The 12,720-nt window shown below is 64.1% G+C and carries 13 protein-coding genes; 4 read left to right on the top strand and 9 right to left on the bottom strand.

Going from position 1 to position 12,720, the window contains the following annotated elements; translation table 11 throughout:
- Positions 1 to 27 precede the first annotated feature (27 nt).
- The 4 genes from edd to AC4FIJ_RS03055 form a co-directional block, all read right to left on the bottom strand.
- The gene (edd, locus tag AC4FIJ_RS03070) at positions 28 to 1,857 is read right to left on the bottom strand and encodes a phosphogluconate dehydratase (RefSeq protein WP_490335244.1); all 1,830 of its coding nucleotides are present in this window, start codon (positions 1,855 to 1,857) and stop codon (positions 28 to 30) included.
- Positions 1,858 to 2,064: 207 nt separating this feature from the next.
- The gene (gene zwf, locus AC4FIJ_RS03065) at positions 2,065 to 3,519 is read right to left on the bottom strand and encodes a glucose-6-phosphate dehydrogenase (protein ID WP_490335243.1); all 1,455 of its coding nucleotides are present in this window, start codon (positions 3,517 to 3,519) and stop codon (positions 2,065 to 2,067) included.
- Positions 3,520 to 3,655: 136 nt separating this feature from the next.
- Entirely contained in the window at positions 3,656 to 4,459 is an 804-nt protein-coding gene (locus tag AC4FIJ_RS03060; RefSeq protein ID WP_490335242.1) for a transglutaminase-like domain-containing protein, read from the bottom strand.
- 82 nt (positions 4,460 to 4,541) lie between these two features.
- A complete protein-coding gene (locus AC4FIJ_RS03055) occupies positions 4,542 to 4,958 on the bottom strand; it encodes a secondary thiamine-phosphate synthase enzyme YjbQ (protein WP_490335241.1) in 417 nt (138 codons plus the stop codon).
- A gap of 194 nt (positions 4,959 to 5,152) precedes the next feature.
- Between AC4FIJ_RS03055 and AC4FIJ_RS03050 the strand changes: the two genes are divergently transcribed.
- On the top strand, positions 5,153 to 6,211 hold the full coding sequence (locus AC4FIJ_RS03050) for a diacylglycerol/lipid kinase family protein (protein ID WP_490335240.1): 1,059 nt from the start codon (positions 5,153 to 5,155) through the stop codon (positions 6,209 to 6,211).
- On the top strand, positions 6,211 to 7,137 hold the full coding sequence (locus tag AC4FIJ_RS03045) for a hypothetical protein (RefSeq protein ID WP_490335239.1): 927 nt from the start codon (positions 6,211 to 6,213) through the stop codon (positions 7,135 to 7,137). Before AC4FIJ_RS03050 ends, AC4FIJ_RS03045 begins: the two co-directional genes overlap by 1 nt.
- On the opposite strand, the gene AC4FIJ_RS03040 is transcribed toward AC4FIJ_RS03045, so the two are convergent.
- The 4 genes from AC4FIJ_RS03040 to AC4FIJ_RS03025 all read right to left on the bottom strand — a co-directional run bounded on the left by AC4FIJ_RS03040 (position 7,134) and on the right by AC4FIJ_RS03025 (position 9,947).
- Positions 7,134 to 7,571, bottom strand: a complete 438-nt coding sequence (locus tag AC4FIJ_RS03040) for a hypothetical protein (RefSeq protein ID WP_490335238.1) — start codon at positions 7,569 to 7,571, stop codon at positions 7,134 to 7,136. The genes AC4FIJ_RS03045 and AC4FIJ_RS03040 overlap by 4 nt on opposite strands.
- 67 nt (positions 7,572 to 7,638) lie before the next feature.
- Complete coding sequence (locus AC4FIJ_RS03035) at positions 7,639 to 8,190, bottom strand: DUF924 family protein (RefSeq protein ID WP_490335237.1); 552 nt, start codon at positions 8,188 to 8,190, stop codon at positions 7,639 to 7,641.
- On the bottom strand, positions 8,190 to 9,629 hold the full coding sequence (gene tldD, locus AC4FIJ_RS03030) for a metalloprotease TldD (protein WP_490335236.1): 1,440 nt from the start codon (positions 9,627 to 9,629) through the stop codon (positions 8,190 to 8,192). The genes AC4FIJ_RS03035 and tldD overlap by 1 nt, the downstream gene beginning before the upstream one ends.
- A gap of 54 nt (positions 9,630 to 9,683) precedes the next feature.
- Positions 9,684 to 9,947 carry a zinc-finger domain-containing protein gene (locus tag AC4FIJ_RS03025; protein ID WP_490335235.1) on the bottom strand — a complete coding sequence of 88 codons (264 nt, stop codon included), beginning with the start codon at positions 9,945 to 9,947 and terminating at the stop codon, positions 9,684 to 9,686.
- A 105-nt stretch (positions 9,948 to 10,052) separates the two neighbouring features.
- Here AC4FIJ_RS03025 and AC4FIJ_RS03020 point away from each other — a divergent pair, with 105 nt between their 5' ends.
- Positions 10,053 to 11,015 carry an ABC transporter ATP-binding protein gene (locus tag AC4FIJ_RS03020; RefSeq protein ID WP_490335234.1) on the top strand — a complete coding sequence of 321 codons (963 nt, stop codon included), beginning with the start codon at positions 10,053 to 10,055 and terminating at the stop codon, positions 11,013 to 11,015.
- Here the strand turns inward: AC4FIJ_RS03020 and AC4FIJ_RS03015 are convergent.
- A complete protein-coding gene (locus tag AC4FIJ_RS03015; RefSeq protein WP_490335233.1) occupies positions 11,003 to 11,431 on the bottom strand; it encodes an acyl-CoA thioesterase in 429 nt (142 codons plus the stop codon). The two genes, AC4FIJ_RS03020 and AC4FIJ_RS03015, sit on opposite strands and share 13 nt — an antisense overlap.
- A 276-nt stretch (positions 11,432 to 11,707) precedes the next feature.
- Between AC4FIJ_RS03015 and AC4FIJ_RS03010 the strand changes: the two genes are divergently transcribed.
- Entirely contained in the window at positions 11,708 to 12,718 is a 1,011-nt protein-coding gene (locus tag AC4FIJ_RS03010; protein WP_490335232.1) for a L,D-transpeptidase, read from the top strand.
- The last annotated feature ends 2 nt before the right edge of the window (positions 12,719 to 12,720 follow it).

Genomic DNA, 12,720 nt, shown 5'->3' with positions numbered 1-12,720 from the left:
TGATGTCCTGTTCTGTCTGGTCTGATCTTAAAGCCCGGCAAGCGCCAGCATGGCCGAACCGCCCTTTTCGGCTTCGTCCGCGCCAAGCCGCATCATCGCGAACAATTCGCGGCCCACGCCCAGCGCGGGCGGCGGCGGGGATGCGGGGTCGCGGCTGGCAAGATCGGCTGTGGTCGACAGCGTTCCGTTGACCGCATCGACGCGCACGATATCGCCATCGCGCAGATAGGCGATCGGGCCGGGGTTTTCATCGCCATGCGACAGCGCCTCGGGCGTGCAATGGATGGCGGCGGGCACCTTGCCCGATGCGCCCGACATGCGGCCATCGGTGACCAGCGCGACCTTGAACCCGCGGTCCTGAAGCACGCCCAGCGGCGGCGTCAGCTTGTGCAGTTCGGGCATGCCATTGGCGCGCGGACCCTGGAAGCGGACGACGACCACGACATCCTTGTCGAGCTCGCCCGCCTTGAACGCGGTGGCCACTTCGCTCTGCGTGCTGAAGACGCGGCAGGGCGCTTCGATCACCCAGCGATCCTCGTCCACCGCACTGGTCTTGATCGTGGCGCGGCCCAGATTGCCCGTCAGCAGGCGCAAGCCGCCATCGGGCTTGAACGGGGTCGCGGGCGGGCGGAGCATGGTCTCGTCTGCGCTTTCGGGCGGCAGCTTGCGCCACGTGAGCTTGTCGTCCTCCATCACCGGCTCGTCCGCATAGTCGCGCAGCGACTGGCCGCCGACGGTGGCGATATCCTCATGCGCGAGGCCCGCGTCCAGCAATTCGCGAATGACATAGCCCATGCCCCCCGCCGCGTGGAACGCGTTCACATCGCCCGAACCGTTGGGATAGACGCGCGCGATCAGCGGCACGACCTGCGACAATTCGTCGATGTCCTGCCAGTCGATCACGATGCCCGCCGAACGCGCGATGGCGGGCAGATGGATGACGTGATTGGTCGAGCCGCCGGTCGCCAGCAAACCTGCGATCGCATTGACGATGGCCTTTTCGTCCACGCATCGGGCCAGCGGACGGGGATCTTCACCTCTCAACGAGATTTTCGCCAGCTGATGCGTCGCCGCGCGGGTCAGCTGCGTGCGCAGCGGCGTGTTGGGCGGGATGAAGGCGGCCCCGGGCATGTGGAGGCCCATCATCTCCATCATCATCTGGTTGGAATTGGCGGTGCCATAGAAGGTGCAGGTGCCCGCCGAGTGATAGGACGCGCTTTCGCTTGCCAGCAATTCCTCGCGCCCGACCTTGCCCTCGGCGTAAAGCTGGCGGGTCTGCTGCTTCTGCTTGTTCGAGATACCGGTCGGCATCGGGCCCGACGGGATCAATATGCAGGGCAGATGGCCAAAGCGCAGCGCGCCGATCAGCAGGCCGGGGACGATCTTGTCGCAAATGCCCAGCAGCGCCATCCCGTCATAGGTTTCGTGGCTGAGCGCGACCGCGGTCGCCAATGCGATCGTGTCGCGGCTGAACAGAGACAGTTCCATCCCGTCCTGCCCCTGCGTGACCCCGTCGCACATGGCGGGCGTGCCACCCGCGACTTGCGCCGTTGCGCCGACTTCGCGGGCGTACAGCTTCATCATCTCGGGATATCGGCCATAGGGCTGATGCGCCGACAGCATGTCGTTATAGGCGGTCACGATCGCGAGATTGGGCGACGATCCGCCCGCGATCGAACCCTTGTCATTGCCGCTGGCCGCCATCGCATGCGCAAGGTTGGAGCAGGCAAGCTGCGTGCGATTGGGTTGCCGCTGCGCCTCGCGCTCCATCAGTTCGAGATAGCGGCGGCGGCTGTCGCGGCTGTTGTCGATGATCCGCTGGGTTACGCGGGCGAACTGGTCGTTTAAAGTGGCCATGGAGCCTTCCTTGGATCGTCAGGGGCCGAAGGGGAGGGAATCGGCCCTTTCATATTGCATTGCAGCATAGCAGGACTGTGATCGTCGTGCAGAAATTCGCTGCGGTTCGGTCAGTCTGCGCCCCGGCGGCGTTTCCTTCAACCGATGCAGCCGGGCAGCCCGTGCCGCGCATTCGTATTCGCGCCGGTTGAACCGGATTTCTTGGCGCTAACCTTCGTGCCAGGTGACCCCGTCGCGCTCGGTCAGCGCGATGGCGGCGGTCGGGCCCCAGCTTCCGGCAGTGTAGGTCTTGGGCTTGGTGTCATTTTCGGTCCAGCTGGCGCGTATGCCGTCGATCCATTCCCACTGCGCCTCAACCTCGTCGCGGCGCACGAACAGGGTCTGGTCGCCTTCCACCAGATCGAGCAGCAGACGTTCGTATGCGATGCGCCGCTGCGGACCGGCGAACGCATCGGGCATCGCGATGTCGAGTGGCGTGGCGCGCAGTCGAATGCCTTCGCGGTCCAGCCCCGGCACCTTGCTCATCAGCGACAGGCGGATGTTCTCGCGCGGCTGGATCCCGATAACGAGCTGGTTGGGCACCGTCTTTGCGCCGCGGCCCTCGAAGATCGAATAGGGGATGCAGCGGAACTGGACGACGATCTCGGTCATGCGGATCGGCAGGCGCTTGCCGGTGCGCAGATAGAACGGCACGCCCTTCCAGCGCCAGTTGTCGACATGCGCCTTGATCGCGACGAAGGTCTCGGTGTCCGAATCCTTGCCGAGTTCCTGGTCATAGCCGGGCACGGCCTCGCCCTTGATGGCGCCGGCGCGGTACTGGCCGGTCACTGTCTCGCCCGCAAGGGCGGGGCGCAGGGCGCGCAGGACCTTGACCTTTTCGTCGCGGATCGCGGTGGCGTCGAAGCTGGTCGGCGGCTCCATCGCGACGAGCGCCAGCAATTGCAGCATATGGTTCTGCACCATGTCGCGCAGCGCCCCGCTGCCATCGTAATAGCCGACACGCGATTCCAGCCCGACCGTTTCGGCGACCGAGATCTGCACGTGATCGATATGCGCCGCATTCCACAGAGGTTCGAACATGATGTTGGCAAAACGCAGCGCCATCAGGTTCTGGACGGTTTCCTTGCCCAGATAATGATCGATGCGGAAAATCCGGTTTTCCGGAAAGGCCGAGGCGACCGCGTCGTTGATTTCCTGACTGGTGCCGAGGTCGGTGCCCAGCGGCTTTTCAAGGCCGATGCGGACGTTGCCGGTGGCGAGGCCATTGGCGGACAGGCCCTTGATGGTCGGCTCGAACAGGAAGGGCGCGGTCGACAGGAAGATCGACAGGCCTTCTTTCTCACCGCCTCCGATTGGGCCGACCTTCTGGGCCAGCGCATCGAAACCTTCGGGCGTCGAGGCGTCGAGGTCCTGATAGCTGAGGCATTGCAGGAACGGCTCGATCTCGAGATCGCGGCCCTTGGGCAGGAACTTGGCCAGCGCCTCGCGCGCGAACTGGCGGAATTCGTCGTCGGTATATTCGGTCCGCGCGGTGCAGATGATCTGCATGCCCTCGGGCAGCAGCTTTTCCGAATGCAATGCGCACAGCGAGGGCAGCAGCATCCGCTGCGACAAATCGCCGGTGGCGCCGAACAGCAGCAACTTGTTCGCGGTGAAATTCATGGCGGACAGGCTCCTGCAGGGCGGCGATGATACGGGGCTGGCGTGCGGCTGCACTTTTCGCGGCAATAATCGCGAGTGCGATGCTGTCAACCGCCGATCCTTCCGGCGCGCAGACCGGCGGTGACATTATCTTTCGTTAGCCCCGAGTGACGCTGATGTTTTTGGCCTGAAGCGCGGCCATGCCATAGCAGGTGAGAAAGCTGACATCCGCGGCGTCGCGGCCAAGGCCGATCTTCACGATATCCGCAGGCGTTGCCATGCCGGTCGCGTCGATCAGGTGCCAGCTGCCGATATTCGCATCCTCGCCGCCCGGATCGGCAAGGAACACCTCGGCCACGGCGTGGAAGTCCTGTGGCTGGACATCGGGCGCGTAGCAGCTGACGAAACGCGCCGGGATGGACGAAGCGCGCGCGAGCGCGACGACGACATGCGCGAAATCGCGGCACACGCCGCGCCGCTCGACAAAGCTGTCGATGGCGGTGGTGGTCGCGTCGCTGCTGCCCGGCGCATAGGCGAAATGCTCGGCCACCCAGTCGTGGATCGCCTGCATGCGCGCGCCGCCCGATGTGCCGCCGAACTCCGCCTCGACAAAGGGCTGGAACCGGTCCGCGGCGCAAAAGCGGGAATCGAACAGATAGGACACGGTCTCCCCCGGCAGCTTGTGCGGCGGCAGCGCGTTCAGCGTCGAGATGTCGGCAATGGTGCGATCGATCTGCGCGGTGATGGCATAGTCGGCGGTGAAATCGCCCTGGCAGCGCAGCCAGATGCGTTCGCCGATCATTTCCTCGCCGGGCACGCGTGCGGTGTGCTCGCTCTCGCTGATGGTAAGGCCGGGGCCGGTCAGGATCTGCTCGGGAATCGCGGCAGCTTCCATCTGGAGGAGGAAGTCTGTGGGGTGGTCGAAGTGAAACGCAACATGCGCTTCGATCGAGATGGTCATCTGGGGGAACTTTCAATGAAGGAGGCGATGCCCTTGCAACGCGTGGACGTTGCGCCGTTTCCGGGGACAGGCAAAAAAGCCGTCATTCGCCGATCAGGTGAAGCACGACCTGCCTGCGATGCGGCCTTGCGCGATGCTCGGCAAGATAGATGCCCTGCCAGGTGCCGAGCGCCAAATGGCCGTTCACGACCGGAATGGAAAGGCTCACCCCCGTCAGGATCGCCTTGAGATGGGCGGGCATGTCGTCGGGCCCCTCATCGTCATGCGCCCATCCGCCGTCCTCTGGCGCGACGCGGTCCAGCCAGTCGAGAATGTCGCTGCGCACCTCGCGTGCCGCATTTTCCTGAATCAGCAGCGAGGCCGAGGTGTGGCGGCAGAACACGGTGAGCATTCCCGTATCGATCTGTTGATCGGCGGCCCAGCGGACGACCTCGCGCGTGATTTCGATCAGGCTGCGACAGGTTGTCGAAACCTCGAGCGTGGTGGTCGATTGTCTCACATCGTTCCTTTCGGGTTCAGACGGGCGCCATTACGGGCGTCACAATCCTGTTCGAATAGCGGTAGTAGACTGTGAAAGCACGGCCGCGAAGGCGATGGAAAAAATCGACAAAACCGTGGCAATCTTCGAATTTTTGCCATGAAAACTTCATTTTTCCTGTCGCCACCCTACCTTAACAAGGTAAAGGCATATTCATGGACGGCACGATCTACGACAACGGGAGCCTGGCCCGGCTCGCACTTGACGGGACCGCGGACGAGCAGCGCACGCCCGTCGCGTCGCCTGCCTTCGTCGACCGCGTCGGCCGCACTCCAAAGGATGCGTCGCGTATCGCGGTCATCTGCAATCCCCGCAGCCATGGCGTGAAAACCAAGGGTCTCGACGTACCCTCGGGCGTCGATGTCCTTACGCCGCGTACCCGGGCGGATTTGCGCAGGACGCTGGTCGATTTCAAGGCCCGCGGCGTGGAACTGATCGTCGTGGCGGGCGGCGACGGCACCGTTCGCGACGTGCTGACATGCGGCGGCGAGCTGTGGACTCATGGCGCGCCCGCGATTGCCGTTCTGCCCAAGGGCAAGACCAATGCGCTGGCGATAGATCTGGGTATCGACGCCGATGCGGGCGTCGCGGATGTTATCGATGCATGGCATGCCGACCGCTATACCACGCGACCTGCGATCGAGATCACGAGACCGGGCGAAAGCGATCCGCCGGTTCGCGGCTTTCTGTTCGGTGCCGGCATTTTCGTCAGCGCCACCGATCTTGCGCAGACCACACACCGTTTCGGCGCGTTCAACAACGTCGCCGTCGCATTGTCCATGCTCGGTTCGATCGCGAATGTCGCTTTCGGTCTTGGCGGTTCGGGCTGGCGCGAAGGCAAGCGGATCAGCATCAAGGCCCCTGGAACCGACGCCTCGCAGCCGGGCATGGAGGTCGAGGGTGAGCGCAACCGGCTCATCATGCTGGTGTCCACCATGCACCGCCTGCCGCTGGGCGTGCGTCCTTTCGGGCAGGAACGGGCGGGCATGAAACTGCTCGCCACCGAAGCGCCGATACCTAATTTCATCGTCAATTTCTGGCGCACGATCCGCGGCGGCAACGATGCAAAGCTGGCGCGCAAGGGCATCTTCCGCCTCGACGCAAAACGGCTCGATCTCGATGTGGAGGACGGCTTCGTGCTCGATGGCGAAGTGTTCCCCGGTGGCCGTTACATCCTGCGCGAGGGTGCGCCGATCGCCTTCGTCACGCCGTGATGGAACAGCCTGACGGCGCGGCGCTTGAAGGCCGCGTTTCAAAGGGGCTTTCGGCTCCCGTTCGCGATGAAATCCGCGATTTTGCACAGCAATTGGGCACGCAGCACGATGCGCGTGCGGTGCTGTTCTATGGCTCGAACCTGCGCAGCGGATCGTTGGAAGGCGTACTCGATTTCTACGTCCTGACCGATGGTCCGCGAGAACGGGGTCTATGGCCCCGCGTCGCCTATTTTGAGCGCGAGCATGACGACGAGACGCTGCGGGCAAAGGTTGCCGTGATGCGGCTCTCCACGTTCATGCATGCGGCCGAGGGGCGTCACGCCGACACCACGATCTGGGCGCGTTTCGTGCAGCCTTGCGCACTGGCCTGGACGGCGGACGACATGGCTGCCGGACAGGTGGCGGCGGCGATAGAAGCAGCCTGCATGACGGCGGCGCGCTTTGCCGCCGCGCTAGGGCCTGAAACCGGGCGGGAGCGCGATTACTGGCAGGCGCTGTTTCGCGCGACCTATCGCGCAGAGCTGCGTGTCGAGAAGCCGGGCCGGGAGCAGCAGATACTGGAATTCGGGGCGGGCCATTTCGATGGTCTGCTGCCCGCCGCGTGGAAGGCGGCCGGTATCGCTTTCGATCGGGACGACGGTGTGCTGCGTCCCCACCTGATGGAGCTGGAGCGCGACGCGCTTTTACGGCGATGGAACAGTCGGCGGCGCATGGGCAAGCCGCTCAATATCGTGCGCCTGTTGCGGGCGGGCACGACCTTCGAAGGCGGTGCGCGCTATCTCGCATGGAAGGTCGAGCGGCATAGCGGCGTCGTGGTGCCGCTTACGCCCTTCCGCGAACGGCACCCGCTGTTGATGTCACCGGTGCTGGTCGCCGGATATCTGAACGCGCGCCGCAAGAAGGCTGCGCGCCAGACGGACGATTAGCCTTCCTTTTCGGGCTTGGTATAGGGAACGAACTCGCCCAGAAACACGATTCCGCTCATGAAACCGGTCTGGTCGCGCATCTGCACCGTATCGACGTCGCACAGACGGTTGATGCTGGTCCGCACGACCATGACGTCGCGGCTGTCGAGATAGTTCGCGCCGCTTTCGGGCCGGTTGACATAGAGCGTGCTGCCGACCTTGTATACGATGGCCGTGTCGTCATAGACGGTGGAACTGCTCACCCGGCTGAGCAGGATGCAGTTTTCCGGCGTTCCAGCGACCCGCCCTTCAAGCGCCTTGGCAAGACGCTTCTCGCCCTTGCTCAATTCCGCAGGCGTTTCATCGTCCTGTGCCATTGCAGTCATGGGGGCGAGCGCGACAAGAGGTGCGACAGCGCCCAACATGATGGCGGATAGTCTTGTTCTGGCGGTCATATCGATTCTCCTTGCCGAAGTCATAGCGACGGCCACGTGAACCATTACTGACCGTATATTATGCCGGTCACCATGCATTTCCAGCTTTGATTGCCGCCTCTTCACGGTCGGTAGAGCGCCTGCCCAATACATCGTTGCGATGCGGGAAGCGGCCGAAGCGGGCGATCATCCGGTAATGGGACCGTGCGAAGGACAGCACGAACGAATCGCCAAGCGTGGCGAAGTAACGCAGCGAGCGGCGCTGGTCGGCATTATCCTCGCTGTGCATCAGTGGCATGGCGAAGAACTGGCGGGCATCCTGGCCGAGCCCTTCGTCCCAGCCGCGATCGAGTGCACCCTTGGCGATCGCGCGCGCAAGCGGATCGCTGGCGAAAGCGCGCGGGTCGTCGCGGAACAGATTGCGCGGCACCTGGTCGAACAGCAGGACGGCGGCCTGCGCGGTCAGCGGGTCTGTCAGGAACTCGCGCGCCGGGCGGCGATGCAGCATGTGCCATTCGCGCGCGAAACGCCGTTCCAGCAATGCATCGACATCGTCGCCGCCGCGAAACCAATCATCGGGACCGAGCAGGTGGAACCAGACATGCAGGATTTCCGCCGCCCACGGACGGGGCGCCAACATCAGGCTGCGCCGCCGCCCGTTCCTCCGACCGTCAAACCCTCGATCAGCAGGCTGGGCTGGCCGACGCCGGCGGGCACGCTCTGCCCGCCCTTGCCGCAGGTGCCGATCCCTTCGTCCAGCGCCATGTCGTTGCCGATACCGATCACCTTGGTCAGCGCAGTCGGCCCGTCGCCTATCAACGTCGCGCCCTTGATCGGGGCGACCACCTTGCCGTTTTCGACCTTGTAGGCCTCGGTACAGCTGAAGACGAACTTGCCGGAGACGATGTCGACCTGCCCGCCGCCGAAGCTGGTGGCATAGATGCCGTCCTTCATGCGCGACAGCAGTTCGGCGGGATCGTCCTTGCCGCTGCGCATGAACGTGTTGGTCATGCGCGGCATCGGGGCGTGGGCATAGGACTGCCGGCGGCCATTGCCGGTCGGCTCCACACCCATCAGGCGGGCATTCAGCCGGTCGTGGATATAGCCTTTCAATATGCCATCCTCGATCAGCACGTTCTCACGCGTGGGCGTGCCTTCGTCATCGATAGTGAGCGATCCGCGGCGGTTCACCATCGTTCCGTCATCGACCACGGTGACGCCGGGCGCGGCAACACGCTCGCCGATGCGGCCCGAGAATGCGCTGGTGCCCTTGCGGTTGAAGTCGCCCTCAAGTCCGTGGCCGACCGCCTCGTGCAGCAGCACGCCGCACCAGCCGGGGCCGAGCAGCACGGGGCAGACGCCCGCGGGGGCGGGGATGCTTTCCAGATTGGTCAACGCCTGCCGCAAGGCTTCGTCGATGGCGCGGTTCCAGCTCGCCTCGTCCATCACCTCGTCGTAAAGCTGGCGGCCGCCCATGCCGAACGAGCCGGTTTCGCGCCGTCCGTTCGATTCCGCGACGATAGCGACGTTCAGCCGGACCAGCGGGCGCACATCGGTGGCGACAAAGCCATCGGGGCGCACGATCTCGACAACGGACCACGATCCGGCCAGCGTCGCGGTAACCTGCCGGACCCGCGGATCGCGGGCGCGGGCGGCGGCATCGATCTTTTCGAGCAGCGCCACCTTCTTCGCGAAGTCCACCCCATCGAGCGGGCTGGCGTCGGTATAGAGGTGGCGGTTGGTGGCGATCGGCGGCGCGGCGAGCGGCCGGCTTGTGGTGTCGAGCAGCGAGAGCGTCTCGCCCGCGCGGCGGATCGCGGAGGCGCTTATCTCGTTCGCATGGGCAAAGCCGGTGGTCTCGCCCGATATGCCGCGCAGGCCGAACCCCGCCTCGCGCGAATAATCGGCGGTGCGCAGCCGTCCGTCGTCGAAGGAAAAGCTTTCGCTCGCCGTGAACTGCAGGAACAGCTCGCCGTCGTCGCAGCGGGACAGCGTTTCGCGCGCGAGGATCTGCGCAGTCTCGGGATCGAGCTGGTCGGGGCGATAGAGGAGCGAGCGTGGATCGGTCGGAATAGTCATCCGCCCGATATAGGCAGTGCCGCGCGGTTTTGACAGCGCGGCGTGCGCGGGGGCCTAGATCCGCTCTTCGCGTGCGGCACCCAGCGCCGGATCGACGCCGGTGACGTCATGCGCGCGGGCATCGTTCGGCCCGCTGTTCAGCACGAAACGCCGATCGCAATAGCCGCAATCGACATAGCCCTTCTCGTCAATTTCAAGCCAGACGCGCGGATGGCCCAGCGCCGAGGGACGATAGCCGAAGCCCTGGCGAATATCGCTGGCCCCGTCGCAGCTGACGCGGGTGGAATCGGTATAGACGGTTTCGGGCGTGTCGGTCATGCGACTGCGATTATCAGCGGCCCTGCCGGATTTCCAGACGAAAACGTGCCCCTGTCTGCTCTGCACCCTTTACGGGCGCGGCCTGCTGCCCCACATGGCTTTGCCATGAACCCGCTTGCCCAATCCGCCATCTCGATCCGCAACCTATCCAAGACCTATGCGCCGACCGGCAAGGGCACGGTGCCCAAGCAGGCGCTGACGGATGTCAGCTTCGATGTGCCGCGCGGCATGATCTATGGATTGCTGGGGCCCAATGGTGCGGGCAAGTCGACGATGATCAATATTCTTGCCGGGCTGGTGTCCAAGACCGAGGGCGAGGTGTCGATCTGGGGCTTCGACATCGACAAGGACCGCCGCAACGCCAAGGCCAGCATCGGCATCGTCCCGCAGGAGATCGTGTTCGATCCGTTCTTCTCGCCGATCGAGGTGCTGGACGTGATGGCGGGCTATTACGGCGTGCCGAAATCGAAGCGCCGCAGCGAGGAATTGCTGAAAGCGGTGCGGCTTGAGGACAAGGCCCATGCCTATGCCCGCTCGCTGTCGGGCGGGATGAAGCGGCGGTTGCTGGTCGCCAAGGCGATGGTGCATTCGCCGCCGATCCTGGTGCTAGACGAGCCGACGGCGGGTGTCGACGTCGATCTCAGGCGCCAGCTGTGGGAGCTGGTACTCGACCTCAACAAGCAGGGCGTGACGGTGGTGCTGACCACCCACTACCTCGAAGAGGCCGAGGAGTTGTGCGACCGCATCGCCATCATCAACCATGGCCGCCTGATCGCGGACAAGCCCACGCGCGAACTGGTCGAGATGGCGCGCGAAAAGGTGGTGGAGGTTACCATCGACCAGCCGATCGACAAGGCGCTGACCCATCCCGCCTTCATCAAGTCCGAACTGACGGACGAGAACAGCGTCGCGATTACCTTCGACAAGGATCAGCTGACCGCGGGCGAGGTTCTGTCGCTTGTCCAGCAGCAGGGCTGCGCCATCGTGGATGTCACCACACGTGAGCCTGATCTGGAAGACGTCTTTGTCCAGCTGACCCGCGAGCAGCTGTCCGATCAGCCAGGCTGATTGCTGGCCACGTTCGCGTTGAACATCTGTTGCAGCTGTTCGGTGATGCGGGCGGGGCGCAGGCTTTCGGCATCGACGCAGCACCAGCTGGATTCGATCTCCGCGAGAATTTCGGCACCCTTGTCGCGGGTGCGTTCGATGATCGTGCTGTAATAGGCCCGCGCACCGCGGACCTTTTCCAGTACGGTATGCGCCGTAACCTCATCACCGAGGAAAGCGGGCCTGCGATAGGTAATCTCATGCTTGAGCGCGACCCACAGGCGGCTGGCGACCGCATCGGCCGGCGCATGCGCGCGCCAGTGCGACAGCACGACATCCTGCACCCACCCCAGATAGCGCGAATTGTTCACGTGCCCCATGAAATCGATATCCGAGGGGTCGACCGTGATCGGCATGGAGAAGGGATTTGCTGACATAGCTGTAAGTTACACGTCTTGCATGATTCGCGAAAGTGGCTTTGATGATCGACGCGAATATACGACCCGATCGTGTCTACTTCATGACGCAGCCGCAAGAACTCACCGCTCGAAACCAAGGGAGAGACGGCGCGGCTATTCGAGGTGATTGATGCGGCCGATAATCGTTCGAAATTCACCGATTGTCTGATAGGTTCGGCGCGCAAACTGGATGGAACGCCAGGACATGCGTTATTTGTCGCCGTCAAGGTTCAGCCAAGAGGGAATTGGCAGGTCATGCGCTTTACGACTACGCAAACCCGATCGGTCGCCATCGGAATCGCGGCCTTGGCCATCGCGTTCGCTCCGGCTGCGGGGGCGATGCAGGGCGCGAAGACGTCCTCGCAGATCGAACTGGCCGAAGCCGCCGCCAATTTGCAACCGGGCGACTGGGTCTGGGCGCCCGAGATCGCCGCCGACGGCCCGGTGACGGTGCTTGTCGACCTGACGGCGCAATTGGCGACCGTGTACCGAAACGGGGTGGCCATCGGCGTGTCCACCGTATCGACCGGAAAGCCTGGACATGAAACCCCGACGGGCGTGTTCCAGATCCTGCAGAAGGATGCGGATCACCGGTCGAGCACCTATAACAACGCGCCCATGCCCTATCAGGAGAGGCTTACCTGGGACGGGGTGGCGCTGCATGCAGGCGGCTTGCCCGGCTATCCCGAAAGCCATGGCTGCGTGCATCTGCCCTATAATTTCGCCAAGGAGCTGTTCCAGATCACCAGCATGGGCGGCACCGTCGTCGTGACGGGAAGGGCGGGCGATCCGGTGCGGCAGGCGGCGGGCGGCGTGCTTGCGCCGATCGACGAGATTGGCAATGCGGCGCGGCATCACCCGCTGGCGGCGGAAGAGCAATGGGAATGGGATCATACCGTTCCCGATGCGGGTCCGATGTCGATCATCATTTCTACCAGCGACCAGCGGGTCGTCGTGATGCGAAACGGACAGGAAGTGGGCCGCGCGCGCGCGCTTATCGACGGTTTTGCCGGGACCCATGTGGCCACGCTGCACAAGGATGCCGACGGAACGCGTCACTGGACGCTGATCGGGGTGCCGGGTCACGAGGACGAGGCGGGCCGTGAACTCGATACTTCCGCGCTGGACCGGCTGCGCCTGCCAGACGGATTTCGCGATATGCTGCGTGAAAGAATGGTCGAGGGAACGACGGTGCTGGTCACCTCTGCCAGCGTCGGCGCGCACAACAGCGGGAAGAACATGACGCTGCTGGCCGCGAACGATTGACC

This window comes from Croceicoccus sp. (genome assembly GCF_983967925.1).
Note: the sequence above shows the minus strand (reverse complement) of the source record. Positions and strands in the feature narration are given on the sequence as shown.